Annotated in this window: 29 protein-coding genes and 1 riboswitch; of the genes, 5 read left to right on the top strand and 24 right to left on the bottom strand. The window is 54.6% G+C overall.

All coding sequences use genetic code 11. From position 1 onward, the window contains the following. Positions 1-105: 105 nt before the first annotated feature. The 9 genes from DL346_RS18280 to DL346_RS18240 all read right to left on the bottom strand — a co-directional run bounded on the left by DL346_RS18280 (position 106) and on the right by DL346_RS18240 (position 8,777). Positions 106-837, bottom strand: coding sequence for a PilZ domain-containing protein (locus DL346_RS18280; protein ID WP_112883585.1), 732 nt, complete (start codon positions 835-837; stop codon positions 106-108). A 143-nt stretch (positions 838-980) separates the two neighbouring features. Then, positions 981-1,079, bottom strand: a riboswitch (cyclic di-GMP riboswitch). Positions 1,080-1,110: 31 nt separating this feature from the next. Beyond that, complete coding sequence (locus tag DL346_RS18275) at positions 1,111-2,193, bottom strand: HD-GYP domain-containing protein (protein ID WP_112883584.1); 1,083 nt, start codon at positions 2,191-2,193, stop codon at positions 1,111-1,113. A gap of 35 nt (positions 2,194-2,228) precedes the next feature. After that, positions 2,229-2,915 (bottom strand): GGDEF domain-containing protein, encoded by a 687-nt coding sequence (locus DL346_RS18270; RefSeq protein ID WP_112883583.1) that lies wholly within the window; start codon positions 2,913-2,915, stop codon positions 2,229-2,231. Positions 2,916-2,927: 12 nt separating this feature from the next. Beyond that, on the bottom strand, positions 2,928-4,598 hold the full coding sequence (locus DL346_RS18265) for a histidine kinase N-terminal 7TM domain-containing diguanylate cyclase (RefSeq protein ID WP_240633275.1): 1,671 nt from the start codon (positions 4,596-4,598) through the stop codon (positions 2,928-2,930). A 150-nt stretch (positions 4,599-4,748) separates the two neighbouring features. Continuing rightward, complete coding sequence (locus tag DL346_RS18260; protein ID WP_112883582.1) at positions 4,749-5,936, bottom strand: class I SAM-dependent methyltransferase; 1,188 nt, start codon at positions 5,934-5,936, stop codon at positions 4,749-4,751. Positions 5,937-5,952: 16 nt separating this feature from the next. Then, a complete protein-coding gene (locus DL346_RS18255; RefSeq protein ID WP_112883581.1) occupies positions 5,953-6,609 on the bottom strand; it encodes a DUF6483 family protein in 657 nt (218 codons plus the stop codon). Positions 6,610-6,644: 35 nt separating this feature from the next. Next, positions 6,645-7,481 (bottom strand): alpha/beta fold hydrolase, encoded by an 837-nt coding sequence (locus tag DL346_RS18250; RefSeq protein ID WP_112883580.1) that lies wholly within the window; start codon positions 7,479-7,481, stop codon positions 6,645-6,647. A gap of 51 nt (positions 7,482-7,532) precedes the next feature. Next, the gene (gene yyaC, locus DL346_RS18245; RefSeq protein ID WP_112883579.1) at positions 7,533-8,081 is read right to left on the bottom strand and encodes a spore protease YyaC; all 549 of its coding nucleotides are present in this window, start codon (positions 8,079-8,081) and stop codon (positions 7,533-7,535) included. Positions 8,082-8,150: 69 nt separating this feature from the next. Further along, entirely contained in the window at positions 8,151-8,777 is a 627-nt protein-coding gene (locus DL346_RS18240) for a hypothetical protein (protein ID WP_112883578.1), read from the bottom strand. Positions 8,778-8,885: 108 nt separating this feature from the next. On the opposite strand from DL346_RS18240, the gene DL346_RS18235 reads away from it, so the two are divergent. Next, positions 8,886-9,113, top strand: a complete 228-nt coding sequence (locus tag DL346_RS18235) for a DUF1128 domain-containing protein (protein ID WP_112883577.1) — start codon at positions 8,886-8,888, stop codon at positions 9,111-9,113. Between the two features lie 68 nt (positions 9,114-9,181). Here the strand turns inward: DL346_RS18235 and DL346_RS18230 are convergent, their stop codons facing one another. The 4 genes from DL346_RS18230 to DL346_RS18215 all read right to left on the bottom strand — a co-directional run bounded on the left by DL346_RS18230 (position 9,182) and on the right by DL346_RS18215 (position 13,638). Next, positions 9,182-9,643 (bottom strand): hypothetical protein, encoded by a 462-nt coding sequence (locus tag DL346_RS18230; RefSeq protein WP_112883576.1) that lies wholly within the window; start codon positions 9,641-9,643, stop codon positions 9,182-9,184. Between the two features lie 183 nt (positions 9,644-9,826). Then, positions 9,827-11,410 carry a UDP-glucose--hexose-1-phosphate uridylyltransferase gene (locus DL346_RS18225; protein ID WP_112883575.1) on the bottom strand — a complete coding sequence of 528 codons (1,584 nt, stop codon included), beginning with the start codon at positions 11,408-11,410 and terminating at the stop codon, positions 9,827-9,829. Positions 11,411-11,440: 30 nt separating this feature from the next. Beyond that, complete coding sequence (gene galE, locus DL346_RS18220; protein ID WP_112883574.1) at positions 11,441-12,430, bottom strand: UDP-glucose 4-epimerase GalE; 990 nt, start codon at positions 12,428-12,430, stop codon at positions 11,441-11,443. Between the two features lie 32 nt (positions 12,431-12,462). Further along, positions 12,463-13,638 (bottom strand): galactokinase, encoded by a 1,176-nt coding sequence (locus DL346_RS18215; RefSeq protein WP_112883573.1) that lies wholly within the window; start codon positions 13,636-13,638, stop codon positions 12,463-12,465. Positions 13,639-13,803: 165 nt separating this feature from the next. Here DL346_RS18215 and DL346_RS18210 point away from each other — a divergent pair, with 165 nt between their 5' ends. Continuing rightward, positions 13,804-14,661: an AraC family transcriptional regulator gene (locus DL346_RS18210; RefSeq protein ID WP_112883572.1), complete on the top strand. Its 858-nt coding sequence runs from the start codon at positions 13,804-13,806 to the stop codon at positions 14,659-14,661. A gap of 495 nt (positions 14,662-15,156) precedes the next feature. Here DL346_RS18210 and DL346_RS18205 read toward each other — a convergent pair whose 3' ends face one another. Next, the gene (locus DL346_RS18205; protein WP_165822569.1) at positions 15,157-16,290 is read right to left on the bottom strand and encodes an asparaginase; all 1,134 of its coding nucleotides are present in this window, start codon (positions 16,288-16,290) and stop codon (positions 15,157-15,159) included. A gap of 236 nt (positions 16,291-16,526) precedes the next feature. On the opposite strand from DL346_RS18205, the gene DL346_RS18200 reads away from it, so the two are divergent. Continuing rightward, the gene (locus DL346_RS18200; RefSeq protein ID WP_112883570.1) at positions 16,527-16,706 is read left to right on the top strand and encodes a hypothetical protein; all 180 of its coding nucleotides are present in this window, start codon (positions 16,527-16,529) and stop codon (positions 16,704-16,706) included. Between the two features lie 90 nt (positions 16,707-16,796). Continuing rightward, a complete protein-coding gene (locus tag DL346_RS18195) occupies positions 16,797-18,032 on the top strand; it encodes an NAD(P)/FAD-dependent oxidoreductase (RefSeq protein WP_112883569.1) in 1,236 nt (411 codons plus the stop codon). Between the two features lie 3 nt (positions 18,033-18,035). Here the strand turns inward: DL346_RS18195 and cls are convergent, their stop codons facing one another. From cls to DL346_RS18150, 9 genes are all read right to left on the bottom strand, one after another. After that, the gene (gene cls, locus DL346_RS18190) at positions 18,036-19,466 is read right to left on the bottom strand and encodes a cardiolipin synthase (protein WP_112883568.1); all 1,431 of its coding nucleotides are present in this window, start codon (positions 19,464-19,466) and stop codon (positions 18,036-18,038) included. Between the two features lie 184 nt (positions 19,467-19,650). Further along, complete coding sequence (locus DL346_RS18185) at positions 19,651-20,451, bottom strand: ABC transporter permease (RefSeq protein WP_240633274.1); 801 nt, start codon at positions 20,449-20,451, stop codon at positions 19,651-19,653. Further along, positions 20,435-21,373: an ABC transporter ATP-binding protein gene (locus DL346_RS18180; RefSeq protein ID WP_112883566.1), complete on the bottom strand. Its 939-nt coding sequence runs from the start codon at positions 21,371-21,373 to the stop codon at positions 20,435-20,437. The genes DL346_RS18185 and DL346_RS18180 overlap by 17 nt, the downstream gene beginning before the upstream one ends. Before the next feature lie 109 nt (positions 21,374-21,482). Further along, complete coding sequence (locus DL346_RS18175; RefSeq protein ID WP_133257541.1) at positions 21,483-21,737, bottom strand: hypothetical protein; 255 nt, start codon at positions 21,735-21,737, stop codon at positions 21,483-21,485. A gap of 221 nt (positions 21,738-21,958) precedes the next feature. Beyond that, positions 21,959-22,411 (bottom strand): PilZ domain-containing protein, encoded by a 453-nt coding sequence (locus DL346_RS18170; protein ID WP_112883564.1) that lies wholly within the window; start codon positions 22,409-22,411, stop codon positions 21,959-21,961. 64 nt (positions 22,412-22,475) lie between these two features. Then, complete coding sequence (locus DL346_RS18165) at positions 22,476-22,973, bottom strand: DUF1854 domain-containing protein (RefSeq protein WP_112883563.1); 498 nt, start codon at positions 22,971-22,973, stop codon at positions 22,476-22,478. A 64-nt stretch (positions 22,974-23,037) separates the two neighbouring features. After that, positions 23,038-23,541 carry a hypothetical protein gene (locus DL346_RS18160; RefSeq protein WP_112883562.1) on the bottom strand — a complete coding sequence of 168 codons (504 nt, stop codon included), beginning with the start codon at positions 23,539-23,541 and terminating at the stop codon, positions 23,038-23,040. Between the two features lie 70 nt (positions 23,542-23,611). Beyond that, the gene (locus tag DL346_RS18155) at positions 23,612-24,550 is read right to left on the bottom strand and encodes an LCP family glycopolymer transferase (protein ID WP_240633273.1); all 939 of its coding nucleotides are present in this window, start codon (positions 24,548-24,550) and stop codon (positions 23,612-23,614) included. Between the two features lie 29 nt (positions 24,551-24,579). Further along, the gene (locus DL346_RS18150; RefSeq protein ID WP_112883560.1) at positions 24,580-25,917 is read right to left on the bottom strand and encodes a UDP-glucose dehydrogenase family protein; all 1,338 of its coding nucleotides are present in this window, start codon (positions 25,915-25,917) and stop codon (positions 24,580-24,582) included. Positions 25,918-26,283: 366 nt separating this feature from the next. On the opposite strand from DL346_RS18150, the gene DL346_RS18145 reads away from it, so the two are divergent. Then, positions 26,284-26,652, top strand: a complete 369-nt coding sequence (locus DL346_RS18145) for a helix-turn-helix domain-containing protein (protein ID WP_112883559.1) — start codon at positions 26,284-26,286, stop codon at positions 26,650-26,652. A 78-nt stretch (positions 26,653-26,730) separates the two neighbouring features. Here DL346_RS18145 and DL346_RS29130 read toward each other — a convergent pair whose 3' ends face one another. Beyond that, on the bottom strand, positions 26,731-26,871 hold the full coding sequence (locus DL346_RS29130; RefSeq protein WP_165822568.1) for a hypothetical protein: 141 nt from the start codon (positions 26,869-26,871) through the stop codon (positions 26,731-26,733). Positions 26,872-26,952 lie beyond the last annotated feature (81 nt).

Here is a 26,952-nt window from a genome sequence, read left to right as displayed (position 1 = left end):
TCTCCTCTAGCATTTTGCCAATTGTACCATAGAAGCGGCTTTCGCTACATGTACAACAAAGAAGACGCAGCATGCCTTCCATAGGCCGGGCGTCTTCCTTCTCACCTATATCTTTCTGATGCCTTTCGAACCCGTCCGCTCCTGCTTCCCCATGAAATAAGCTTCGACCTGCGTCTTCAGCAGAAACGCCCGAAGCGCGCGCTGCCGCTGCTCGTCCAGCTCATGAAAGCGGGCGCCGTAATAGCCCCATTCGCCGCTCTCTTCCGAACGGATGATTTCCAGCTGGCAGTTTAGCCTGAAGCCGATGAACAAAACCGCCTTCAGCGTCTCGCCTTTCTGCAGCGCCTCCCCGGTCATGAGGGAGAATCCGATGCCTGAATCGCTAATGTTCCGAACGGCAACATCGAAGTTGTCCTCGATATCAATGACCGTTTTCTCGCCGTTTGACCGCTCGACTTCCTGCGTGCAGGTACGCGTAATGGTACCTTTCATGTCAACTTCAACGCGAAGCGATTCGCGCTTCTCCTCCAGCCCTGCCAACAAGCGGCTCGTAATAATAACGGCAACGGCGCCTTCCGCCTTCGCGATAATCGTCGTTTGCAGCCGATGGACGCCGACAGGCGAATATACAGTAAGCTGCACAGGATCGCCCAGCTCGAAGTTTTTGTACTCGGACAATTCGATTTCCATCATTTCGCCTTCCGCATAGGAGAGCACGCCTGTGGAAACGTACCCTTCCTTCTCGACCGTGGTTCGGCTGTGCAGCAGCGCCTTCAAGGCGAAGAAAGGCTTGGTTAAGCCATATCTCTCTTTGATGCGATCCTTGTTGACCGCCATGTTCAATCCTCCTCCACCATGAAAGCCCCTATAAAAATGAAAAAAGCGCTTCCTCGTCTAAACCGGAGCCGCTTCGCGCTTGCCGACCTTTCGCGCATACGATCAAGAAGATCGGATCTATCGCGTGTTTCGACAGGTTTCAATTCGGCAGTCAGGCTGTCATTCGTTCGCCATGAAGCCGGCGGACATTAGACCCTATAACTTTGCGTCCTTACCTTTCGGTAAGTTTGCCATTTTTCGTTGAGTATGAAGTTGTCGGTCGCAGCGTAACCGCTACAGTTCCTTGACGATCATTAAGCTGTGCTCATCCTTCAAATCAATCTGGTAGGGCGAAGACGGCTCCCTGCCGTCCATCTCACGTATGATGCGCACGGTTGGTCTATGAACGGCGAGCGGATCATTCAGCGCGACGACTGCCACCTGGCCGGAGCTCAGCATCACCGTTGTCGCCACGGGATAAATGGATATATGCTTGCAGAACAGCTTAATCAAGTCCAAATCGAAGTAGGTGTTTCCGGCCGCAAACAGAAACTCGATCGCCTCCGATGGCGAATATCGTTTACGGTGCGGCCTCGGTGAGGTCAGCGCATCGTACACGTCCGCAATCGCCACAATCTGGGCGTATTCGTGAATCTCGTGCCGCTTCAGCTTGCGCGGATAGCCGGAGCCGTCATACCGCTCATGATGCTGCAGCGCGCAGTGCGCCGACAGCAGGTTGATATCATGCTGCGCGCGAAGTATGTTGAAGCCTTCCTCCGTATGCTTCTCCATGAGCTTCCGCTCGCTCGCCGTCAGAGCCGTGGACTTGGTCAAGATCTCCTTCGGCAGCCGCGTCATCCCGATATCGAAAAGCATCGCGCCCATGCCCAGCTCTTCGAGCTGATTCCGGTTGTAGCCCTTGGCCAGTCCCATAATGCCGGCCAGAATGGTCACATTCAAGGAATGGTGGAACAAATAACTGTCGGCCACGTGTATATTGGTCAGGTTGACCATGACTTCCTCGCGCCGGATCAGATCCTGCATGATGTCGCCGAATACCTTGCGGAAGGTGCGACCCAGCTCCGGGACGATCGTTCTGCCCCTCGCAGCCGGCTGATCCATTAAGGAGTTCATCGTTTTGAAAATCGCGTCGGACGCCATTTGGCGCGTGCTGTCTTGAATGGCCGTCGTCGGCTCCAATCCTTCGGTCAAGGGGTCATCAATGAACAGCATGTCGATGCCTAAGCCTGCTAACCGGTCGATAAACCGTTGATTGAGCTCCACGCCGGCTCCTAACAATATAGTCCCATTCTCCTGCAAAATAGGGCGAGCCAACTTTTCTCCAGGCTTTACCGAGCCTATGTGAACCTTTCTCATGGGTGTTACTCCCGCCTTTATCGCTTGCTCGCGTACTATGCCTGCAAAGCTGCCGGTTCGTTCAACTGGGTTTTGCGGACGTTTTTCTCCGCGTACATCCGTTTATCGGCAACTGCAGACAGCTGGCTAAGCTCCGTTCCCTGCTCCGGGAAGACGGCATGTCCAGCCGAGACCGACAGGCGCAGTCCGGCACGTACGGAAATGACGAATAACTGTTCATGAATTTGCTTGACAATTCGGTCGATGCCTTTCTCGTCGGCATAGGGGCAAATCATGATAAATTCATCGCCGCCCCATCGACCGATGATTTCACCGCGTTCCGCGCTGGCGGCAAGTGCGCCGGCGATCAGCTTCAGTGCATGGTCTCCTTGGTTGTGGCCCAGACGGTCATTCACTTCTTTGAAATCGTTAACATCCATTAAGATGACGGTCATGCGCTTTCGGGTGCGCAAAGCCTGTCCCTGCAGCTTACTAAAGACAGCCTCGATAAAGCGGCGGTTGTACACGCCGGTCAGGCTGTCGGTGGAGGCCGCCGATTTGAGCCGGTCATACTTCAAGCCCAGCGCATAACCTATCGGCAAAGCGACAGCTGCGAAAATAAAGATTCCGATTGATGCAGCGAACATCGATGGTGTCTTATTCGCAAGTAGGCATAAACCCGCTGCTGCTAGCGTTGCGACGCATGATGCGGCACATGCTGTAAGACGACCGTTACGCGGCATTCGCTAACCTCCTTATAAATTGACTACCCGATTGCGGCCATTATCCTTGGCTTTATACAGAGCCGAATCCACTTTCGCGAACAAATCTCTTAAGTAACTCTTCACATCGTCCAGGTGAAGATCGGACTGTTCGTCCACGACCAGCATTCCCATGCTGATTGTGACCGAAACCGGAGCGCGTCCGCGCCCGATCGGTATTTCGTTATTCTCTACGACCTCGCGGATGCGCTGCGCCAGCATCTCCGCTTGTTCCTTATTCGTGTGCGGCAAGTAGACCGTAAACTCTTCGCCGCCGTACCGCGCCAGGATATCGGTTCTGCGAAGAGAGTGTCGCACCGCGTCCGCCGTCCGCCGAATCACTTCGTCGCCGACGACATGGCCGTACGTATCGTTCACGATCTTGAACAGATCGATATCGAAGAGGAGGAGCGCAAACGGAATTTTGTACCGGATGTTCGTAAGTACCTCGTGCTCCAGCTGCTGCATAAGAAACCTGCGGTTATAGCAGCCTGTCAGGCTGTCCGTAATCGCCATTTGCTCCAGCTTCCGGTTCGCCTGGAACAGCTCGTCCTGCATGTAGATCAGAGCGCGGTTGCGCTCCTGCATCGAGGAGTACTGCTCCTGCGATTTCAAAATATGGCATTTCAACTCCGAAATATCCTGGAACGTCACCGTTTTCCCGATGCGCCGCCCATTTACGATAATCGGGCCTACATGGAGCGTGAAATACTGTTTGAGCATCTCATCGTATTCAATCGCGATTTCCGTCTGGATGCGCTGCGAAGGGCTTGTCCGGTACGCGTGAAGAAACGCCTCCTTGCTCTCCGGATCGATGCTGAAGCAGGAAAGCAAGTCTTCCATATTCAGCGTTTCGCCGACCGAGATTGGCATGCGCGGGCTTACGCCCTGGTTCATCTCAATGACATGGTCATGCTCGTCCAACACGATCATGCCGACCGACAACGTATCCATCACGTCCTGCTGAGCGATCTTGACCAGATCGAGCGAACGGTGCTTCTTCAGCGAGAATACAAAATAGAGGTCGGATAATACGATCCCAAGCGATGTCAGGCCGGGAATAACCGGCAGCCACGGAGCAAGCACCACGTTAAGCAGCAAATCCAGCATCGGAAACGCCACTATAATGATGATCCCGGTAATCGCATTGGCGATGCGTGCCCGATCCTGGGGCAGCTTGCGCGAACCATAAGCTTTGAACAGGATGCGCAAGGAATAAACATAGTAGGATAACAGCACCGCTACCATCACCCATAAAATCGGTCCGTATATCCGTTCTTCATAGCTGCCGTCCAAAGTTGAAACGAAGGCGTTCCAAGGATTCCAAACGACGCCGATGGAAACAAGCAGCGAAGGCAGCACCATGCAAATGAGTGCTCTGCGACTTGGTCTGTAGGTGACATTCACCAGAAATTTCGTAAACAGGAGCCAACCGAAACCTAGCATCGATAATCCGACAAAGGAAGTGTTTATGTAAAAAATCTGGAGATGTGGTTGATCTGTCAAGTGGACGCCGACCTGGCCAAGCGGCCATATCATCATGAAGAAGTGGAATAGCAAATAGACTTTATGCTGGGTTGTAATGATGTTGGTTGCGAATACATAGATGAAAATGGCGAATAAAAAAAGAAATAGGCTTAAATCCAGCCCTGTCATCAGCTCCATCAGCTTCACCCAAATCACGATCAAATTGTTATATGCAAAAAGACCTGGGACATTTCGCTTATATGCTTCTATATTCTATCATACTGCTTAATTATCCGACAATAATGTTGTTATCTTTATTGACATCAGCAAGAGAGCGCCGTGCGCGCGTCAGCCCTGGGGGAGCCGCCCGCCAAGCGCTTTTTCCAAATATGGCGTTACCTGCAGCATGTCGCGGAAGTCGACATATTCCTGCCATTTGCGTGCCGCCTCGGCCGTTCCTCCAGCCATGCGTATTGCTCGAATCAGCATGTTTTTCGGCGTATGCTCCGGATCGATAAATTCGAGAAGCTGCGTGCGGTAGCCGATCACTTCCAGCAGCTGTGCGCGGATCGCATCCGTCGCGAGCGCGGAGAACCGCTCCTTAAGCAGGCCGTGCGAGAGCAGCGGTGACATCGCCTCGTTGCGGATTTGGCGGAACAGCTCGTGCTGACAGCACGGAACCGACAAAATGACGGACGCTCCCCATTCCACCGCCTTGACGAGCGCGGCATCCGTAGCCGTATCGCATGCATGCAGCGTAACGACCATATCTACCTGGGACTGATCCTTGTATTGCGCGATGTCGCCAACCTGGAATTTCAATTTATCGTAGCCGAGCTTTCGCGCAAGCTCCGAGCAGAAGGCGATCACGTCGGCCTTCAAGTCCAGTCCGACGACCGAGATTTGGCGCCGCTGCTTGACCGCAAGCAGATGATACAGCGCAAACGTTAAGTAGGACTTGCCGCAGCCGAAATCCACGATCGTAATTTCACGATCCGTTGGCAAGTAAGGCAGCACATCCGTTACCATTTCCAGAAACCGGTTGATCTGCCGGAACTTATCCTGCTTCTTCGCGACTACCTGGCCATCCTTCGTCATAATGCCGAGCTCTACCATGAAAGGCGCCGCTTCGCCTTCCTGCACGACCCGCTGCTTCTGCCTGTTATGGGTCAGCGTTACCGGCTCCTGCTTGGCCGTTGCCGGCTTCGTGACGACCGAGGCTTTGCCTTTCTTCGAGAACAGCACCTGCACGTCGGCCTCATTCGTCTTGAACAGCGCCTGCCGGTAGTGCTGCTCCAGCCATTCGGCGATTCGCCCGGCCGCCTCCGTCTGCGGCACGTTCTCGTGGGTCACTTTGTTATCGGCGTAATATTGAAATTGATAATGAAGCGCCCCTTTAAGCTCGATGGGACGAATGACCGTTTTGGCAGGGGGCCCGACTTCCTTGCTGCGAAGCTGGCTGAAGGTCGCCTGCCGCAGCTGACCGCCGCTTACCCATTTCTCCAGATCCGATTGCCATTGCTCCTTGCTCACCATGTTACTCTTTCCACTCCTAAGTTTCCGTCAACTCGTTCATCATCCGTTCCAATCCATCATTCACTTCATCGCGGGGCAAACCGCCTGCCGCCAGCGCTTCATCCGGCAGGAGAAGCAGCCTGCGGTAAAAATCCACCGCTTCTCCGCCGCTCAGTGCGCCGTCCTCAAGCAGCTCGTGCAGCACGTTCTCAGCTTCATCGTAGCGTCCGTCCGCTTCGTGCCACTCCCGCGTCAGCAGCTTCGTATCCCGCGGAAGCTCGTAAATGCCAAGCTCCGCATCCAGCTCGGCGGCTTCCTCCGAAGGCGTGCGAAGCAGCGCCGGCGCATCCAAAATCGCGAGGCGCATGAAGAGATGGAAGGCTTTCAATTGAAGCGGAAAGCCTTGCTCCGGTCTTCCGAGTTCCGCCAATAGTTTCGCTTCTTCTTTTATCAACAGCGCGATGGCGTGCAGGTTCGCGGTTTCGACGACGCCATTGGTCGTCATGAGCCGCACGATATCCGCATCCGACAGCTGCCGGATCAGCTTTCCGTTCATCCGGAACTGCCGGTCAAGCAGTTCGTCGATGACAAGCAGCGCCTCCTCCTGCTTGCGCTGCTGCTTTAGTCCCATGACCTGGCCAAGCACCTGACCCATTTGTTCGATCATGCTCATAAAATAATCTCTTTGAAACACCGGCGCCCTCCTCTCCATGTCGTGCTTACCGCGGTTTATATCGATTTCAGGAAAGCCATCAATTCGCCCGCCAGCTGCTCCGGCGCTTCGATCATGCTCATATGGCCGGAGCCTTCGAGCAGCGACTGGGTGACATGCGGACCGTCCACCGTGAACGTATTCGCCGGGACTATGACCGCATCTTCGGAGCCTGCGACGAGCAGGCGGGAAACGGCAAGGCCCTCCAGCACCGCGGTCCTGTCAGGACGCGCTTTCATGCCGAGCGCCGTCGCCGCGGCTCCCGCCGCCGAAGTGCCGCGTCCGATATCCACGATATGCGACACGGCGTCAGCCATCGACTCTCTATGTTCAGGCGCGAACAGCTTCGGTACAAGCCCCTCGACGAACGGGCCGATTCCGTCCGCCAGCAGCGTCTGCGCCGCCTTGTCGCGGTTCCCCTTCGCTTCCTCGCTGTCCGGCTTAGCCGTGGAATGGACAAGACCGAACGACTTAAGCAGATCGGGATGCCGCTCGGCAAATGCAAGCGATACGTAGCCGCCAAGTGAATGGCCGAATAGGTGAACCGACGAAAGGCCAAGCTCGCGCGTCAGCAGCAGCAAATCCTCCGCGAAATGCTCCATCTCATAAGAGGACTGCTGAGGTGCCGAGCTGCCTCCATGACCGCGCAGATCAGGGACGATCACCCGGCCGCGCGCGGCAAGTAGGGGAACGATCTCTGCCCAGTAGGCGGAGCTTCCGCAAAATCCGTGCAGCAGTACGATTGCCGCGGAAGCCGACTCGCCGGATTGAGGGGCGGAATCATAATAGGCGACCGTTTCGCCGCTCGGCAATTGAAAGGCGTTATTGGTCAGAGAAAGCTGCTTTTTCGACATGAACCTTCATCCTTTCAGAGCTAGGAATGATCGAGCCGGACTCGCTCTCTATCAAGCTTCCGGCCATACCCTATTTATTGTATCCGCCACAGAGCGGGCCATCCCCATCACTTCATATAACGAAGCGTGCTGGATCGCCCAATAAGGCTTCACGCTGTGCGGCGCGACGATGCCCGCAATGCTGTAATCGCCGATCGGCGGCAGCCGTTTGCCGACGGCTTGCGCCGGGAACAGCGGACCTTCGGCGATCATATAGCCTGGGGTCGCATCCTTCTTGCCCAAGCAGGCATCGATTGCAATCACCGTCAACGACGGCGGAATATCGCCGATCAAAGCTTCATACCGGTTGGCATCGCACGGATGCTCCAGCGTCCCTGCAATATGCGGCCATCCGGCTTCCTTCAGCAGCGTTCCGACCCAAGGGCCGAACGAATCGCCGGTCGAGCAATCCGTGCCGATACAAACGAAGAGGAGCTTGGCGCGTTCCGGCTGTTGAATGGCCGCCTTTCGCAGCAGTCCCTCAACGCCTTCTATTCCTGTGCGCTCGCGGGCTACCGGGTCGATATTCCGATTCTTTCGCGTCTTGGCCCGATTACCCATGATGAACGACTCCTTTAAACATACATTGTAACGAAATGCGGTGCCCGCTTCAAATTGATCTATTTGTAGTTAAAATTCCGCAGGATAGGAGCGGACGCGCGGCTCCCACTCGATCGAACGGATCCGCACATTGCGCAATTGAATGTAGCTGGCATAGGCCTCGAATCCGACTTTGGCATGTACGGCGGAATCGATCGGCTCATAATCGGTCAGTTCGAGCAGCAGCTTGCCGTCGACACATACAAAGCAGTGCCCGTCGATGCTGCCCGCTTGAATGAAGTACGTCCGCCCCGGCTCAAAATCAAATAGCGGCGTTGCGGCATTCAACACGTACTCCGGTGATTTCTCGAGACCGATCTTCCCTTCCCACCAGCCCTCGAGCCCGGCCACGTAAGCCGCGCCGCGCATGTTCTTCTCCTCATCCCAGCTGGCATTCCACATTAAGTTAATGTCATGGGTGCTTGGAAGGACGGTTCGCCCTTCGAACTCCACAAGCACATTGCCGGGAAAATCCCGCTTGCTCAGCAGCACGCCCGGCGCGTTGAGCGGATTTCGGCCATGCAGCCAGCCGTTCTCAACCCACCATTCTCCGCTGCACATCCGCCAATTGTCGAGCTCTTGCTCCTGCTCGAAGCTTGTTTCATATAGAATCGGGCACTTTCGAGGATCAACTTGTTTATGAAGCAAATGAATCATCTTATTTCCTCCAGTCGTTGGCAGTATCCGATTAGGCGTAGCTTGTACATGGATTGGCATGATACAATACGAACACATACAGGTAACAGGAGAGGAGCTTAATCCCCAATGAGAAATCTATCGGAACCGAACCATGACAATGTCGCCTTCATGATCGATACGATAAAGAACAAGCTGCGCATGGCTTCCGGAGCCGCGATGCAAGCGAGCAACTTCAGCCTCGACAAATACGAGGACTTGAAGGATGTTTACGACATCGTAGCGGGCAAGGACAAGTTCAGCATCAGCGAAGTGGAAGCGATCGTATCGGAGCTTGGCCAGCTGCGCGAGAAATAGACATGATCCCCGTTTAGATAAGAAAAACCGAGCCTTGAACCGCTCGGTTTTTTGTCGTTTCCTATATGCTAGCTGTCTGCGAGGTCATCGTTTCCGTTGGATGGAACTGCTTTGGAGGCCGATATGGACAGTTTGATTGAAACCGCCTTGTGCTCGCCTTTCAGAAAATGTGCCAAGCGCTCAAGCTTATCCGCAAGCTCCGGTCCGCTAAGGGTCACATTGAGCTCGTAGCCGAATTGGTCGGCCGGAACGGCGCGTTCGGTATAGGCGTAAGCAGCCGCGGTATACGCTTCCGGTCCGGTTTTGCCCGTGAACACCTGCTCCGGCGAGAACTTGTCCGACTTGTTCACGACGCGCTCGTAAATGCGCAATTTCTTCAGCAGCATGTAGTATTGAGCAGAGTGTTTGAAGCCCCACGCTTCGCGGATGTCCTTCAACGTGTAGTCCATTTTCCACTGCTTCAGCTTCTCTACTTGCTCATCCGTAGACAAAGCCAAAAATTCATCAATAGGAATAATTGGAAGCGGCATCACAATCCCCCTGACATAGTTAATACGATTTCTATAATGTTTTCGCCATAACATCCAAATATCCTTCTGATTTTATTAAATTATTCCAAATTATTCGCTGTGATTACTCGAAAATAATCATGTCACGTTGTAAATATCGAATTTGCCCGTATTCGATAGCGAACGAAAATTGGGCATTCGCTGTTAGATGCGGGTTAAGCCGAGCGAGGACATAAACCGTCCGAAGGCTTCGCTCCCTTGAACCGTACGTTTATACACACCCGCATCGAGCAGAACGTCAAGAAATTTGCGTCCGACTTCCTCCCGGAGGACCGCCTCCGCTTTGGCTGTTGTGAGCGCCAGGCCATTCGCCCGGACGATCTCTTCGATCCAATCCGCATGCTTTTCAAGCGGGCCCTCCGCAAGCGAAGCCTGATTATATTCTCGGCTGCCTGTTAGGATTGCCGCGATTTCTTCGAGCTCGCTCTTGAGCCTTCCGGGAAGGACGGCAAGCCCCATCACCTCGATCAGGCCGATATTTTCTTTCTTGATGTGGTGCAGCTCCCGGTGCGGGTGGAAGATGCCGTCCGGATGTTCCTCGTTCGCGCGGTTATTGCGCAGCACCAAATCGAGCTCGTATTGCCCGTTATCTTGCAGCCTTGCAATCGGCGTAATCGTATTGTGCGGCACCATTTCTCCGTTCTTCTCGGAGAACGCAAGGATGTCCGCTTCCACGTCGCTGTATGCGCGCCAAGCATCGAGCACGTTCCCCGCCGCGCGAAGCACGGCTGCTTTGTCCATGCCGTTAAGCCGAACGACCGACAGCGGCCAGGCGACGATGCTGTAAGTTACCGCTATATCGCTCGGATGGACGAATACTTGCTCGGCTGCGGCTGTTTCCATCGGGAACACGTGACGGCCTGCTTGGAAGTGGTCATGATTTAAGATCGACCCGCCGACGATAGGCAGATCGGCATTGGAGCCGATGAAGTAGTGCGGAAACTCCTCCACGAAGTCAAGCAGACGCGCGAACGTATCGTGCGATATCCGCATCGGTACATGCTTGCCGTGAAACACAATGCTGTGCTCGTTGTAATACACATACGGCGAGTATTGGAAGTACCAGGTTTCGCCCTGCAGCTCAAGCGGCACGATGCGCAGGTTCTGACGGGCGGGATGGTCCGCGCGCCCTGCGTACCCTACGTTGTCCGCGCAAAGCAGACACTTCGGGTAATTGCTCGGCGCAATCGTCTTGAGCAGCGCGATTTCCCGCGGATCCTTCTCCGGCTTGGACAAATTGATCGTGATCTCCAGCTTGCCATATTCGGTCGGCTGCTCCCAGTATTGATTCTTCGCAATCCGGTCCATCCGGATATAGTTGGAATCGATGCTCAGCCGGTAAAATTCGTCCGTCGCTTTCGCGATGCCTTCCCGTTCCGCCGTGCGGCGAAACTTGGCTGCTGCCTCCGACGGGCGCGGCATCAGCAGCCCCATGATGCGGGCGTCCAACAAATCGCGGTAAGTTGTCGTATTGTCCGCGATGAGTCCGATGGATGCGCCATAGTCGAGCAGCGGCTCCAGCAGCGCGGCGGCACTCTCCAGCCGTTCCTCCGGAACGGTGCCTTCGTAGGCTTCTTGGAAGCCGAACAGCTCAAGCAGCGCGTTGCGGGACGCAAATACGTCCAGCGGCGGCTCGAGCATGCCGCGCTGGACGGCGAATTGCACGAGCCTTTCGATAAGGAGACGCGCCTCATGGGCGCTAACGTTCGATTGTCGTTGTTCTGTCATCGTTGCTGCTCCTTTCGCGGCAAGCTATCGCTATTGGTTGTTATAGCCGCTTGGGTTCGCTTGATGCCATGCCCAGGCGCTGCCGATAATGTCTTCAAGCTTGTTCCGGGTCGGATTCCATCCAAGCTCCGTACGCGCCCGGTCCGAAGATGCGACAAGCACGGCAGGATCGCCGGCGCGGCGCGTTTCCGCGACCGCCTTAATGTCGCGGCCCGTTACTTGGCGGGCGATGTCGATCACCTGCTTCACGGAGAAGCCGGTGCCATTGCCAAGGTTGTAGATGGCGCTCTCGCCGCCCTCTCGAAGCCGGTCAACGGCCAGCAAATGGGCATCGGCCAGGTCGCTGACATGGATGTAATCGCGGACGCAGGTGCCGTCTTCCGTCGGATAATCATCGCCGAAGATGGAAATATGGCTGCGCTGCCCGAGCGCCGTCTGCAGAACGAGCGGCACGAGATGCGTTTCGGGATGATGGTCTTCGCCGATCCTGCCGCTTGCATGCGCGCCGGCCGCATTGAAGTATCGAAGCGACACGTACTTGACGCCATAGGCGGTGTCGTACCACTTCATCATTTTTTCCATAGCCAGCTTCGTTTCGCCGTACGTGTTCGTCGGAAGCGTGCGGTCATCCTCGTGGATCGGTAGTTGTTCCGGCTCGCCGTACGTGGCCGCCGTGGACGAGAAGACGATGCGCTTCACGCCATATTGGTTCATCTTCTCAAGCAGGCACAACGTGCCGTAAACGTTGTTGTGGTAGTACTTGCCGGGATCCTTCATGCTCTCGCCTACCAGCGAGTTCGCGGCAAAATGGATAACGGCGTCAATGCCGTTCTCGCTGAACACGGTATCCAAAAAATCGCCGTCGCGCAGATCGCCTACATACAATTTACCTCCAAGCACCGCTTCCTTATGGCCCTGCTGCAAATTATCGACGACAACGATGTCCTCTCCGCGTTCAAGCAGCGCCGCCACCGCGTGAGAGCCGATGTAGCCTGCGCCTCCTGTTACTAGTACTGCCATGTTTCTCTCCTCCTCCAGTATCTCTTATCTATTTAAGACAACTGCTCGACGCCGTTGCCGATATTGCAAACGTAGAAATCCGGCACAAGCCCGGTCGCTTCCGTATATATGCGTCCGACTTCTTCTTGGAACTTAGTTACGCTGTCCTTGTGAACTAGCGAAACGGTACAGCCGCCGAAGCCCGCTCCCGTCATGCGCGAGCCGAGTACGCCCGAAACCGTGCGCGCCGCGGCCACCATCGCATCGAGCTCGTCGCCCGTTACTTCGTAAAGATCGCGAAGCGAATCGTGCGAGGCGTTCATAAGCCGGCCGAACGCGGCGAGATCGTTTTCTTTGAGCACCTTCATCGATTGCAGCACGCGGTCGATCTCCTCGACGACGTGCTTTGCGCGCTTCACCACAATTTCGTCTTGGATGAGATGCTGATTCGCTTGGAACTGCTCCAAAGATAGCTGGCCGAGCAGCGTCAGCTCCGGGAATGCCGCCTTCAGATCCTGGACGGCTTGCTCGCATTGGCCGCGGCGCTCGTTGTACTTGGAATCGACCAAGCCGCGGCGCTTGTTCGTATTGCCGATGACGATCCGGTATTCGCCGGAGTTGAACGGAATCAGCTCATATTCAAGCGTGTCGCACATGAGCAGGATGGCGTGGTCCTTCTTGCCGTTAGCGACAGCGAATTGGTCCATGATGCCGCATTTGACGCCGTTGAATTCATTCTCGGATTTCTGCGCGAGGCGGGCGATTTGAACCGTATCCGTCGCAAGGCCATCCATCGTGAGCAAGGCATAAGCGGTGACGACTTCGATCGAAGCGGAGGACGAGAGACCCGCTCCGTTCGGAATTTCACCGTGGAACAGCATGTCGAAGCCCTGATTAAAGACAATGCCGCTTTGCTGAAGGACATTTACGATGCCCTTCGGGTAATTCATCCAGTCATCCGCTTCGTCGAACGCGATCGGGGCAATCGGGATATGCTTGCGAAGGTCAAAATTGGTGGAACACAGTCCGAGCTGATCGTCGCCGCGCTTGCGGATCAGCAGCGTAGTGCCGAACGTCAGCGCCGCCGGAAATACATAGCCGCCGTTGTAGTCCGTATGCTCGCCGATCAGATTGACGCGGCCCGGCGCGTGGAATACTGCTATTTTTTCAGTCGATTCATGGCCGTACGTATTTAAAAAACGCTCAGTCAGTTCTTGGATATTCGCCACTGTGCTACACCGCTTTCTTCGTAGTAGTTGTTGGTTTATAGGTTCAGTATAGCGGAATGAGCAGGGGAACTAAATGGCTTGATGTGAACATCGCATGGAATTTTGTGACCTGTATGGTACAATGCAGGTAAGTTGGAATGTGTAAAACGGAGGTGTATCGGCACGGTGACGCTGCAGCCTACCTATACGGTCCTGTCCAATCCGGTCCCGAACGAACATGGTGATTTATATGTATTGTTCTCCGGGGAAAGCCAAACCAAGCCCGGTCATGTGATCGGGCCGAAGGTCTACGACTTCTATTTGATGCACCACGTTTTAAGCGGAAACGGGACATATACCTGCGCCGGCGGCCAGCATGCCTTACGGGCCGGGCATACGTTCCTGATCCCGCCTCAGCAGCTGATCAGCTACGCTTCAAGTGAAAAGGAGCCGTGGAGATACAGGTGGATCGCGTTTGAAGGGCGGCAGGCGGAGCGGCTCGTCTCGGTCGCCGGGCTCGATGCGTCCGTCCCCGTCATCGATACGGGGGACAATCCCCGCGTGGCCGTCCTGTTTCGCAGCATTCAGCGCGCTTTCCGGCTCGGGGGCGTGGCGGCGAACCTGCGCGCGGTCGGTTACTTGCACTTGCTGTTTGCGGAGTTCGGGGCCGCGCAGCCAGGCGCCGTAGCCGGCGCTTTGAACCGTGGACCGGACAGCGAAGCGCTTGCGGACGAGGTTATCCGCTATTTGTCGGCGCAGTATGCGGAGCCGATCTCGATTGAGCATATGGCCGATGCGCTTGGCTATAGCCGCGCTTATCTCTCGCGCGTCTTCAAGCAGCAGACGGGCATGACGCCCGTCACGTTTCTGCTGAAGCTGCGCATTGATAAAGCGCGCCTGCTGCTGCGCGAGCGGCTGGAGCTGACGATCGAGCAGATTGCCGCATCGGTCGGTTTCCAGGACCCGCTGTATTTCTCGAAGCAGTTCCGCCGTTTTTATGAGCAGTCGCCGTCCGCGTACCGAGAGGCGATTCGGCGGCTGTGAGCCGGCAGATGGCGTGTGGCGGCGGCTGGATAGCACGTCTCATGCCGCATAAAGAAAAGGGCATTCTCCCGGACGCCATCTGATGGATGGAAGGAGATTGCCCTTGTTACCTTTTTCGCGCGCCATTGCAGGTAGCGCTCCCAGAGCGCTTCTTTTCCATCGTATTGCCCTTTTCACGCCGATGTAGCGCTATAGAGGCGCTTCTTTGACCCCGTTTTCCCTTCCCGCTCAAATGTAGCGCTCTACAGGCTTCTTCTCTACCTTTGCTGCTCGGGCCCCACTTAAGCCGCGCCTTGAACGCGCACGCAGAACCGCACGCCTACAGGTGTATTGGCGAATCTTCAACGCGCTTTTCCGCCAAAGTATTACACGGGGTTACAATGTAACGTCGAATTCGACGCTTTTCATCAAAATGCGTTGCTCCGCGCTGCGCTCTTTCATCGAAATTCGGCGATTAACGGCAACTGTACTCCCGCTTCCAACCAAACAACAACACTAGGAATTGCGATGAAGAGTCAGGCAGGATTCGCGGTGGCCGACGAGCTGGCCGGCGTCGTTGCGAATCTCTGCCGAGATGCTCCTGCTGATGCGCGCAATGAGTTCTTCGCCTAGCTGCAGCTGCTCGAGGATCGCGCAGACCGCTTCCGGCCAAGGAGACTCGCCCCCATCGGCGAGCTTGATGACAACGGCAACGCGTTCCTTGCGCAGCGCAAAAGCGAAGACGCCCTGCGCGCCGCTCTTGGCGACGACATTATCGTCGCCAAGCATGATGCTTGCCAGCCGGTCCGGCCCTTCCACGAGAGCCGGGTGGTTGATCATCGCAGCCGCGATTCGCTTGGCCGACGCGGCGATGGCTTCGCTGTCCGCCATCGGCGCTGCCTCCAACGATGCCGACGCGTCTGCTCCGGCGCCAGGCACCGACGCACCGCCGGCGCTCGGCTGCGCCGCTGCCCCTGTTGCTTCGCCGCCCCAAGCGGCGAAGCGCGCATAAACGAGCGCGAGCCGCCACATCGGCATCGCGAACACCGGCAGCCCGCAGCCGTCGATGGCGCTGCCGATCTCCTGCGGCGCGAGACCCGCGATCGCCGCGACGGTGCGCAGCAGCTCCTGCTGCAGCGGGTGCTCCGGCTGCGCGTATGTCTCGAGCGGCCAGCCGCGCAGCTTGCAGAGGGCCAGCATGCCGATATGCTTGCCCGCGCACACATGGTACAGCTTCCGCGGTTTGCCGCCGCGCCGCAGCAGCTCATCGCGCGCGTTCTGGCTGGCCGGCAGCGACTCGCCGAATACCAGCTGCTCCTCCTTCACGCCGGTCCGCTTCAGCATCTCTTCCAGCACGGCGATATGCGCCTCCGTCCCTTGATGGGACGCGCACATGAGCGCGATCGCCGCGTCATCAAGCCCGTAAGACTCTACGATGCCGCCCAGCACCGAAGGCAGCGCCTGAATCGGCTTGGCTGTCGAGCGCATATACGTCCAAATCGACGCATCCCCTACATGTGCGATTAACTCTCCTTCACTGCTGACGACCGCGGCATGGCCGCTGTGTACGTTTTCCACCCAATTGCCCCGTGTCGTCCGGACAAGGGGCACCCCAAGCACTTTTTCAGCCGCTGTCTCGTTTTGTGTCATCGTGCTCACTCCTGGCATTTCCGATCCTGCTCCCCTGTCGTCATTTTCAAAATATGGCCTAGCCAGCCGAAACCTCGTTCTTCCTACATTCCCTCATTCCCTATCAGCCTATTCTTAAGCGAACGCTTCGGTCTCGCGTTTCAACTTGTACGATAACAGGGTATTTAACATGCAAGTATACGTGAAGCGGCTCTCATGTGCTTGCTTATTTCAGTATACCAAAGGAGCGATCAATCATGGAAAATCCGATCTGCGGGCAAGCGGGCAGCAAGGCCAAACCGATACGGCATGCCGAAAACGGCACGATGGTACAGGACTACCAGGATATGAAACGGCTCGGCCACGACATGAAGCACATGAAAACGAACAGCCAACTGTTAGAAGAGGGACTGATTCCCGATCCGATACAGGATTAGCCTTGCTCAAGGGCAAAAAGAGGACCGCGCGCCGGTCCTCTTTTTTCTTGCGCGAAATTGGGCATAGTAGCTAGTGGAGGTTAGATATTGATGAAATCCGTGCATAAAGGCCATCTCTATTGGCCTATGACACTAACGCAAACCAAAACATACCCTCCACTCGTTCAACCGATCGAAGCCGAGGTCGCCATTATCGGCGCCGGGATTTCGGGGTCAATCTGCGCTTATTGGTTAGCGAAGAACGGGCTCCGCACCGTCCTTCTCGAGCGGGGCGAGATTGCCGGAGGCAGCACGCTGGCCAATACGGGACTGATGCAATTCTGCAACGATATCATGCTATGCGATTTAATCGAGGAAATCGGGGAACGGGATGCGGTCAGCTTCTATAAAGGCTGCAGGGATGCGGTCGGCCAGATCGGGAAAGTCGCCGCCGAACTTGAAGACGATTCGGACTTCCGTACGAAAAAAAGCCTGTACTTCGCAAGCACCGAGCAGGACGTGCCGAAGCTTCGCCGCGAATACGAGACGCTGAAGCAGCATGGCTTCGATGTCCGCTACTGGGAGCCGGAAACGATAACCGAGCATTTCCCGTTTCGCAAACCTGGCGCAATCGTCACGCTGGGAGATGCCCAGCTGAATCCGTTTCGGTTCGTCCATGCGCTCATCGATGCGGCTGCAAGCCGCTATCATCTTGCCGTTCACGAGCAGACGGACATCACGAGCCACGAAACCGATGAAGACGGCATCCATGTGCTGCACACTTCGTCCGGCTCGATCGTTCGCGCAAAGCATATCATTTACGCAATTGGCTATGAACGCGAAGAACTTCGCCGGCAGCTTATCAAGTCTACGATGAACCGTACCTATGTCATCGTGACAGAGCCGCAGCGGCATGAGCCGAAACTGCCGGAGTACGCGGAATATTTTTTATGGGAAACCGCACGTCCGTATTTCTATATGCGGATCACCGATGACGGAAGAGTGATTGCCGGAGGAGGCGACGAGGAATCGGCCAGGCTCCTGTCGGAAAAAGCGGCGCAAAAGCACGCAGATAGGCTGCATAGCGTTGTACAGTCCCTATTCCCGACGTTCGATGCCCCTGCCGAATTTGAATGGAACGCAACTTTTCTCGGGTCGCGGGATAATTTGCCGTTCATCGGTGCCGATCCCGGCTGGCCGGGCGTCTATTACTGCCTTGTCTATGGCGGGAACGGCACCGTCTACAGCATGATGGGAGCAAACATGCTTTTCGCGCTCATAACGGGGCGAGATCATCCGCTCGCCCACATCGTCTCCCTTGACCGTCCGACATTGCAAGAGAAATAACCCCTATAACAGCGGCGAGAGCATGCGCGCAACGGCTTCCCCGGCTTTCTGCCGAAGCGGACGTTTCCGGAACTGCGCGAGGTCGACCTCGCTGCTGTCCTCCATATCCCGGAAAAAATCCGCCTCCAGCCGCTCGATCCCCTTCTCGTCAAACAGCAGCGCATTGATCTCGAAATTGCTGTGGAAGCTGCGCATATCCATATTGGCCGTTCCCACCGAAGCCATTAGCCGATCGACGATAATCACCTTCGCGTGCATAAAGCCTTTGCGGTACCTGTAGACGCGGACGCCTGCAGCCAGCATGTCCTCGGCATAGGATAACGTCGCGCTGAGCACCAGTTTCGTATCCGGGATATACGGGATAATTAACCGGACGTCCACGCCGCTTTGAGCAGCTGTCCGAAGCGCCGCCGCCAGACCCGGATCGGGAATAAAATACGGGGTTTCGATGTAGATACGCGATCTGGCAGCCGCCACCGCCGCATAGACTACCTCCAGGATGGCGTCCTCCATGCCGCCGGGACCGCAGTGCACGATCTGCACCTGCTCGCTGCCGCTGCAGCGATGTTCCGGCCAATAGGCCGGGCCGCTCAGCCTCTCCTTCGCGGTATACCACCAATCCTTCATGAACACCTCTTGTAGAAAATAAACGGCATCCCCTCTAAGCTGCAAGTGCGTATCCCGCCAAAACCCAAGCTTCGGATTGCCGCCGAGATACTCGTCGCCGATGTTAATGCCGCCCACAAATCCGGTCAAGCCGTCAACGACGACGATTTTACGGTGATTCCGAAAATTCATCCGTTTCTCGAAGAACGCGATCCGCGGCGGCAGAAAGCACCGTACCTTCACGCCCGCCCGCGTCAGCTCCTGCACATAGGCTTTACCCAGTTCAACGCTGCCGATGCCGTCCACAACGACTCTGACTTCGGCGCCTTCCTTCGCTTTGCGGATGAGCGCTTCCTTGAGCCGCTGCCCGGCACTGTCATGACGTATCGTATAAAACTCCACATGCACGTGATGCTTCGCCTCGCCGATCGCACGGAATATCGCTTCGTATGCAGCCTCCACGTCCGACAACACTTTCGTTTCGTTACAGCTGGTTATCGGCGCATCGGCTTGCCGCTGAAGCATATGAAAGAACCGATCCTGACCGCCGAATTCTTTCCCATGCATGTCTTCCCTACCGCTTACCAGCTTGCAGCGCTCAAGCGCCTTCCGCATCGGCGCATCCGCGTTCAGCGTTTTGCTTCGCCGGTAATCCCGCCGCCGCCGATAGTCTTGCGCGAGAAAATAGTACATGGCAAATCCGATGACGGGCAGCCCGAACAAGATCAGGAGCCAGGCAACGGTTTTAGCCGGATGCCGATATTCCAGTGCGATGATCATGGCAATTTGAAAAATAAAAATGAGCAGTGCGATAAGTACCCACACCATATTCAGTCTCCAGCCCCCTGTCTCCGGCGGGCGACGCTCCGCGCCACCGGAATCCTAGGACTAGCTTTAACCCCCCTCCTAGCGGGTATACATAGGGCAAGGTACCGTGTGGATAAAAGAAGAGGCTGTCCCGCAAGTAGATCGTTCTACTTAAGGGAACAGCCTCTTTGAATGGCGTAGCAGCTTATGTCGCTACATCACGTTTGTTAAAGATAAGCCAAGTGATCGCGATGAACACGATGTAATAACCGGCCAGCACCGCAAAGGAGAAGCCGATCGTCATGTCATGCGTAATGACCGGGCTTTGCAAATACTGCTTCAGATCGAGATGAAGGAAGAGCAAATACTCTACCCAGTTATAGTCGAGCGCGGCAAGCAGTCCGCTTGCGATCAGGCCAAAGAAATAGATGAACATCGACAGGCCGATCGCGAGCCCCCCGCTCCGGAAAATCGTCGAGAGCATGAAAGCGAACGTGACGATCATGACAAGCCCGATGTAATCCAGCAGGTACACTTGGAACATATACAACAGCGGATGGGAGTTGTTCAGCACCTTGAATGCTTCGCTCGCAGTAGGACTGCTATTGTAGCCGAACAAGATCAAGTTGAGCACGTACGAGGATACGAACATGACAACCGATAGCGTTAGCGCGAATAGAAGCAGCGATATGTACTTGGAGAGCAAAATCTTCGAGCGGCTCCATGGCCTTATGAGGAGAAGCTTGATGGTGCCCGAAGAGAACTCTCCGGCAACGCTTTCCGCCGAAATGACGACCGTGAAGATCGTTATGAGATAATACGAGAACTGCTCGATGCCGTTCATGACCGTCCACATCGTGTCGTGTTCGGAGAACCATTTGGTCAGCAGGCTGACCGCGACGACGATCAGCAAAATAATGCCGAGCATAATCCAAGTGCCGATCCGGCGGTAAATCTTCATATTCTCGTTACGAACGAGCTGCAGGAAATCAAACAACCTGCTCACCTCCCGTCATCTCCAGGAACTGATCTTCCAGAGATTTGTTCAGGACGCGAATGCCATACACCTTAATGCCCGCTTCGACGAGCAAGGCATTCATTCGCGCAGCGGTCTCCCGATCTGCTCTCACGAGCGCGGCATCCTCTTCGCGGGATGCGCCATATTCGGCCAGCAGCCGTACCGCTTCGTCAGGTCGGTCGACCTCGAAGAGAACTTGGTTCGCTTCATCGGCAAGCGATGTGCCCGGACGGATGCCGCGGACATCGATGAGCTTGCCCGATTGGATGATAGCGACGCGGTCGCACATAAGCTCCATTTCGCTCAGCAGATGGCTCGAGACGAAGACGGTAATGCCTTCCTCCTTCGCCAGCTTCCGCAAATAATCGCGCAGCTCGCGGATGCCCGCCGGGTCTAGTCCGTTCGTAGGCTCGTCCAAAATAAGCAAAGAAGGTTTATGCATGATCGCCTGGGCAACGCCAAGCCGCTGGCGCATGCCTAGAGAATAGGTTTTGACTTTGTCGTGAATCCGGCTCTTCAGCCCGACCAGCTCGACAACTTCATCGATGCGCTGCTTGGTTATACCAGGCACCATCCTTGAGTAATGGAGCAGATTTTGAAAGCCGGTCAAATATTTGTACATTTCAGGGTTCTCGACAATCGCCCCGACATGTCGAATCGCATTCTCATAATCCGAATGAATGCTGTGTCCTTCAATAAGGACATCGCCTTTGGTCATCTTCATTAAGCCGACCATCATCCGGATCGTCGTTGTCTTCCCTGAGCCGTTAGGCCCCAGGAATCCGAACACCTCAGCCCGCGGCAAATCGAGCGTAAGATTGTCGATAATCGTGCGCCTTCCGATTACTTTCGTGACTTGCTGGAGCCGAACGATTGGCTGCTGCTCGCTCTGCCCGGATTGATAATGCATATCTATCCCCCCAATTCCCGAAGCTGAACGATCGGCATTCAAGCTTCGCATCCTCATAATTATACCGGAGCGAGGAAAGGATTGGAAGTTTTGCCCTGTATTCGGCAAACTAGCTGTATGCCAGCGGCTGCTCATAGTTATACGCCGTCGTAAATTTCAGCTCATCAGATAGAGCCGATTCTATACCTGCTGCCGATTTAACGTCATCCTGCGGCAGCGTTTCTTGAGTTTGCGTATAACATGTCTTACAGCAGCCAAGCGGGAGAATCACCCGATAAAAACCCGTTTGAAACAACACTGCCGCATCCATGCTCTCCATCATACATCCGCATCGCACACAATGAAACCGTTCCTTATCCGTCACATTAACCGCTCCTTCGTTCAACCAAATTATGACTCGATTCGATATACTATATGTAGCGCTAGTGCGAATTATGTTACGTTACGTATCAACTTTAGAATATGACAAATCTCGCTATGTGTCAATACATATTCGCAGGAATTGTGCGATAAACGCCGGATTTTGTCGTGTATGCGCTTACATTTTTGACTAAATAAAACTCCTCCCGTTTAAAAGCAGGTCACTCAGCTCCTGACATCAAGGCGGGAGAAGTTCGTCTCTTTCTTATTCACCATTCGCCGGTACAGTTCATGTACGACCAGCCGCTTCGGGCTCATCGCCTGGAGCTTGGCAAGCAGCGCGCATCCGATGCTCTTGCGGATGCTTTCATCCGGCAGAAAGGCACAGCCATAAATATAATGATTGCCTTCGCGGCGTCTCCAGACCACATGCCCGAGCAGGCCGAACTGCCATTCCCCAAGGGTAATGGAGAATTGCAGCATGTAGTCGGTGCTGACCGGCAGACGGAGATGGCTAAGGAATTGCAAGCCTGCCGGGCTCATGTTTTGCAGGAGGATCGGGGATGGCTTGGACGCCTCCCCCGGCTCCCCCTGCACTTGGCAGATGGACATTTCCGCTCCTACACCGTCCCGGAGCTTAATGCGGATATGCTCCCGCTCCTTCATCTCACCGCTCATTTCACTACGCCTCGATTCTGATTAGCGTTACAATTTGTAACATTAGGCTCAAAAAAAAGACCGCTTAATTCACTTTTTCCCACCATCTCCGGCTCTCCGCATCCATCTGCTCCACATTCGACAACATGTAGCGGCGGCCTTCGGTATCGGTTAATATCCACCTGCTGGCGTTGATCGCATGGATGTTCCCATGCAAATCATCCATCGTAATCGTAACTCGGCCGCAATCGGTAACCACCTGCCAGCTCCACTCCGTCGCGAGCTTGCGAATAGATGTGATTCGTTGAATATTCGGCACCATGTAATGTCTGCGCAGCTCTTCATTAGCCGTATACCGGCTGCTATCATCCAATAGCGCAAGATCGCGAAGAAGCATAATTTCTTCGCCCAGCTGGCTTCGGACGGAGATGAAACGGTCGGGAAACGAATGGGGGAATGCGCGAACCAGCCTCACCCGTTCATATTCTTTCCCTTCCATCTCAGCCATCAGCGTCCCGTCGGATGACCGGTATAGTTCGATCGGCCCTGTTGTCTTTTGCCTCAGATACACGATATTGCTCACCTGCTAACTCACCTCCAGCGGTGCGTCTGCCACTGATGCTGCGCCTTCATTTTCACCTTATCCGCTACTCCTGTGCTTGCTCCGCTTGGTATGACCATAACAGCTTCCATTCTCCGGCATCGTTCGCGGCATAACACGGCTGGACGATTTCGAAATTGCCGTACGGGCTTTGGAAGATTTGCTTCACGACAACTTCATAGACCTCCGTGATCGGTTCCGCATTAACGCTCATCTGCCAATCCGCAACCTCCGCAGGGTGTCCGGTCTCGACCTCAAAGGTCGTCACGCCGAAATCCTGCAGCATAATATGAGCCCGCTTCTGGATATAATCCGCTTTGCTGAAGCGTTTCTTCATCTCGGGGTGAAACAGCTCCCATGAGCTGCCGAAGTCTCCCGCCTGCTCATAAGCGTAAAATTGCTCCACAGCTGCAAGCGCATGCTCCGCATCCCCTGCAGGCATCAGCTTCCTGGCGTTATGCCAAGACAGCCACACGACCGTAATGATCAAAATCGCGACCGCAATTTGGAGCACAGGCAGCTGCCTATTCCTTCTATGCCGGCTGGCCATGACGAGTCCTCCTTGTCCATAAAGGTTTCTTCACTTTATGAGCGGAAGCCCTCATTTATTCCGGGAAGCGTTACGCCGAAGATTTAAGCTGATGAGCCTTAAGCAAGTTGTGAATGCGGTCTCTTTCTGCTTCCGAAACAATATAATACCAAATGCGATCGATGGTTTGGCCTGCCCCTTTAATCTCGATGCTATCGACTTTGCGGATCGCCGGTCCGTAGTCCTTGACGAAGGTCTTCATTTCGCTGAATGTAATGTTCGTTTTCACATAGTTTCCAAGTTCGCTCAGCAGCGATTGCAGATGCGTCACATTGGAGATGTCCGTCGCCTTGTTCATCAATTGCTTCAATATAGTCCGCTGTCTCGCATTGCGGCCGATATCGCCTCGGGGATCGTCATAGCGCATCCGGGCGTATTTGAGCGCATCCTGGCCATTCAAACTCAGGTTCCCTTTCGCGAAAACGGTTCCATCATAATCGAACTCAACTGGGTTATCAACCTCCACCCCGCCGACCAAATCGATCAGCCTTGCGAAGCTTTCCATGTTGATCTTGACGAAATAGTCGATCGGGTAATCCAAGAAATGCTCGACAGTTGCCACTGACATTTGGACGCCGCCGAAGGCGTACGCATGATTAATCTTGTCAACGTCTGCGTGACCGACGATGGCCGTGCGCGTGTCTCGCGGAATATTAAACATCAGGATGGAGCCTTTGACCGGATTCACGCTCAGTACAATCATGGAATCCGAGCGCCCGCTGTCATGCTCGCGCTGATCGACACCTAGCACGAGTACGGTGAACGGGTCTAATCTCTTCATCTGGACCGGCTGTTCGGGAGTCTTCGCGTTCCGCACCTCTGTGTCCTTACTGACGTAGACCGGCTTTACCGGCCCAAGCTCCTCGTACATCTTGCCAGCCGTTTGCTGGGCTGAGCTATATAAATAGTAGGTCAACCCGCTGGCTGCCAGCAATATCACTGCGGCCGCAGCCCCGGTCCACAACAGCACACGCTTCCATACCCTAAATTTGTTCTTTGTCATACTAATGGTTGCAGTGTTTGAATGGCCGCTACCGTGTTCATGGATGGCCTTCCGATCGACCTGTAAATAAATCCGCTGTCCTGCAGCTGTTCTTGGTTGTACATGTTCCGCCCGTCAATGAGTACCGGGTGCTTCATGACACGCCGCAGATGCTTCAGCTGGTACCGGCAGTATTCCTGCCACTCGGTCAGCAAACAGATCGCATCCGCGTCGCAGGCTGCTTCCAGCCCGTCCTCGCACCAGGTGATCGCTTCGCTGTCCATTACTTTCCGGAAGTTATCCATCGCAATCGGATCGCATGCCTTCACCGCTGCCCCTCGAAGCACGAGCTCCCGGATAATATCAATCGCCGGAGCATCACGAACGTCATCGGTGTTCGGCTTGAAAGCCAAGCCCCATATTGCGACAGTAAGTCCCTTCAAGTCGCCGAAGATTTCCTCCAGCTTATGGATCATGCTGAAGCGCTGCTGGTGATTGACATCCACTACCGATTTCAACAGCTTAAATTCGTAATCGACGTTGCCGGCAATTTGAATCAATGCCTGCGTATCCTTTGGAAAACACGAGCCGCCATACCCGATCCCCGCGCGAAGGAACGCATGCCCGATCCGATGGTCATAGCCGATACCCGCTGCCACCTGGCTCACATCGGCCCCGACCTTCTCGCATATATTCGCGATCTCGTTGATAAATGAGATTTTCGTTGCTAGGAATGCATTGGAGGCGTATTTAATCATCTCCGCGCTTCGCAGATCGGTGACGATGATATTCTCTGTGAGCTGGCGGTGAAGCTCGATGACGGCTTGCACCGCCGCCGGATCATCGGATCCGATTACAATGCGATCCGGATTGAAGGTATCCTTAACGGCTGTTCCTTCCCGCAGAAATTCCGGAACGGAAACGATGTCGAAAGGCTGATCCGTAAGCTCGGCAATGACTTGTTTCAACATATGATTCGTGCCGACGGGCACGGTGCTCTTCGTCATGATGATCTTGCGGCCATCCATCGCTTGAGCGACTTCTCTGGCTGCCTGCTCGATATAGGCTAGATTGGCTTCGCCGCTCGGCAGCGACGGCGTGCCGACAGCGAGAATGACGAGCTCTGACTGACGAACAGCGGCGGCTAAATCCGAAGTAAAGGATAGTCTGCCCTCCGCCGCATTCCGCAGAACCAGCTCCTGAAGACCCGGCTCATAGATCGGAATCTCGCCATCTTGCAGTTTGCTTATTTTGGATAGCTCTTTGTCCACGCAGATAACCTCGTGTTTCAATTCCGCGAAGCATACCCCTGAAACGAGTCCGACATAACCAGTACCAATCACTGCAATCTTCATTAATCATCCATCCTTCCATGAATCACGTCTTCTTCCATCCATTGATAGTCCTGCTATATATTCTCGAGCCGACTAAAAAAGAGCTACAGCGTCTAAGCCGCTTAGCCCTTAGCGTGATGGAGCGCCTACACGTGAAATATTCGTTAAAAATTATCAAATCGGTGCGTTTAACCCTTGCCTGAAAGGGTAATGATATATAGATAGAGATACATTTTGTATCTATTTCATGTTCTACTCTACGATACGAACTGTAACATGTCAATGCCTTTTTGCTCCACTCCAAAAATATGTGACGTTTCGTAGCATTGAATGCTTTTGTAAGCATTTCGTATTAATATGGAGTTATAGCCTGATAGGAGGAGAAATATGAACATTGGTGACCGTATTGCAAAACTGAGGGACGATCGGGGTTGGACACAAGAGCAGACAGCGGGGCTACTTGGAATTTCACGCGCAGCCTTATCCCATTATGAGAAAAACCGCCGCGAACCGGATACGGATACGTTATCTAAATTTGCCGATTTGTTCAAGGTTTCTGTCGACTTTCTGGTTGGACGGACGAATGCGCCGCATGTGACGCTCGATGAGCCTGTACGCGAATTTGTCGAACAGCTCGAGCTATCCGAAGAGGATCTGCTCAGCAAATACAATTTAAAAATAGACGGCTTAAGCCTCACTCCTGAAGAGGCTAAACGATTTATCGCTTTCGTAAGAATGGAACGCAACATGAAATAACAGTTGCCGCCGACCATCGTTTCTTTTATAAATCAACAAAACCATAGTCGCAGCGACTATGGTTTTTTAATCTGTCTATTATTTTTGGAGTGGAGGTAAATCAATGGGCCATTTCGCAAGATCAATTCCAAGCTGCTCCATAATGGTGCGGACATCGAGCTCTACCGTTCCCAGCGAAGGTGTCTGTGCTTCTTTATTTTGATCTTCAATTTTTTTCATACCCAAACTCCTACTCCCTCTATGTAAGATGAACCTTACCCTTCTTGCCCGCACATGAGATGCCTCACCAACCCATCCACC

The sequence above is a fragment of the Paenibacillus montanisoli genome (genome assembly GCF_003268025.1).
Taxonomy (GTDB): Bacteria; Bacillota; Bacilli; order Paenibacillales; family Paenibacillaceae; genus Paenibacillus_Z; species Paenibacillus_Z montanisoli.
The sequence above is the reverse complement of the archived record's forward strand: the minus strand, read 5'-3'. Positions and strand labels throughout refer to the sequence as shown.

Excerpts from the sequence above, each read along its gene's own strand:
- DL346_RS18280 (WP_112883585.1), bottom strand. The coding sequence starts at position 837 with ATGGCGGTCAACAAGGATCGCATCAAAGAGAGATATGGCTTAACCAAG.
- DL346_RS18275 (WP_112883584.1), bottom strand. The coding sequence starts at position 2,193 with ATGAGAAAGGTTCACATAGGCTCGGTAAAGCCTGGAGAAAAGTTGGCT.
- DL346_RS18270 (WP_112883583.1), bottom strand. The coding sequence starts at position 2,915 with ATGCCGCGTAACGGTCGTCTTACAGCATGTGCCGCATCATGCGTCGCA.
- DL346_RS18265 (WP_240633275.1), bottom strand. The coding sequence starts at position 4,598 with ATGGAGCTGATGACAGGGCTGGATTTAAGCCTATTTCTTTTTTTATTC.
- DL346_RS18260 (WP_112883582.1), bottom strand. The coding sequence starts at position 5,936 with ATGGTGAGCAAGGAGCAATGGCAATCGGATCTGGAGAAATGGGTAAGC.
- DL346_RS18250 (WP_112883580.1), bottom strand. The coding sequence starts at position 7,481 with ATGTCGAAAAAGCAGCTTTCTCTGACCAATAACGCCTTTCAATTGCCG.
- yyaC (WP_112883579.1), bottom strand. The coding sequence starts at position 8,081 with ATGGGTAATCGGGCCAAGACGCGAAAGAATCGGAATATCGACCCGGTA.
- DL346_RS18240 (WP_112883578.1), bottom strand. The coding sequence starts at position 8,777 with ATGATTCATTTGCTTCATAAACAAGTTGATCCTCGAAAGTGCCCGATT.
- DL346_RS18235 (WP_112883577.1), top strand. The coding sequence starts at position 8,886 with ATGAGAAATCTATCGGAACCGAACCATGACAATGTCGCCTTCATGATC.
- DL346_RS18230 (WP_112883576.1), bottom strand. The coding sequence starts at position 9,643 with ATGCCGCTTCCAATTATTCCTATTGATGAATTTTTGGCTTTGTCTACG.
- DL346_RS18225 (WP_112883575.1), bottom strand. The coding sequence starts at position 11,410 with ATGACAGAACAACGACAATCGAACGTTAGCGCCCATGAGGCGCGTCTC.
- galE (WP_112883574.1), bottom strand. The coding sequence starts at position 12,430 with ATGGCAGTACTAGTAACAGGAGGCGCAGGCTACATCGGCTCTCACGCG.
- DL346_RS18205 (WP_165822569.1), bottom strand. The coding sequence starts at position 16,290 with ATGACACAAAACGAGACAGCGGCTGAAAAAGTGCTTGGGGTGCCCCTT.
- DL346_RS18200 (WP_112883570.1), top strand. The coding sequence starts at position 16,527 with ATGGAAAATCCGATCTGCGGGCAAGCGGGCAGCAAGGCCAAACCGATA.
- DL346_RS18195 (WP_112883569.1), top strand. The coding sequence starts at position 16,797 with ATGAAATCCGTGCATAAAGGCCATCTCTATTGGCCTATGACACTAACG.
- cls (WP_112883568.1), bottom strand. The coding sequence starts at position 19,466 with ATGGTGTGGGTACTTATCGCACTGCTCATTTTTATTTTTCAAATTGCC.
- DL346_RS18180 (WP_112883566.1), bottom strand. The coding sequence starts at position 21,373 with ATGCATTATCAATCCGGGCAGAGCGAGCAGCAGCCAATCGTTCGGCTC.
- DL346_RS18170 (WP_112883564.1), bottom strand. The coding sequence starts at position 22,411 with ATGAGCGGTGAGATGAAGGAGCGGGAGCATATCCGCATTAAGCTCCGG.
- DL346_RS18160 (WP_112883562.1), bottom strand. The coding sequence starts at position 23,541 with ATGGCCAGCCGGCATAGAAGGAATAGGCAGCTGCCTGTGCTCCAAATT.
- DL346_RS18150 (WP_112883560.1), bottom strand. The coding sequence starts at position 25,917 with ATGAAGATTGCAGTGATTGGTACTGGTTATGTCGGACTCGTTTCAGGG.
- DL346_RS18145 (WP_112883559.1), top strand. The coding sequence starts at position 26,284 with ATGAACATTGGTGACCGTATTGCAAAACTGAGGGACGATCGGGGTTGG.
- DL346_RS29130 (WP_165822568.1), bottom strand. The coding sequence starts at position 26,871 with ATGAAAAAAATTGAAGATCAAAATAAAGAAGCACAGACACCTTCGCTG.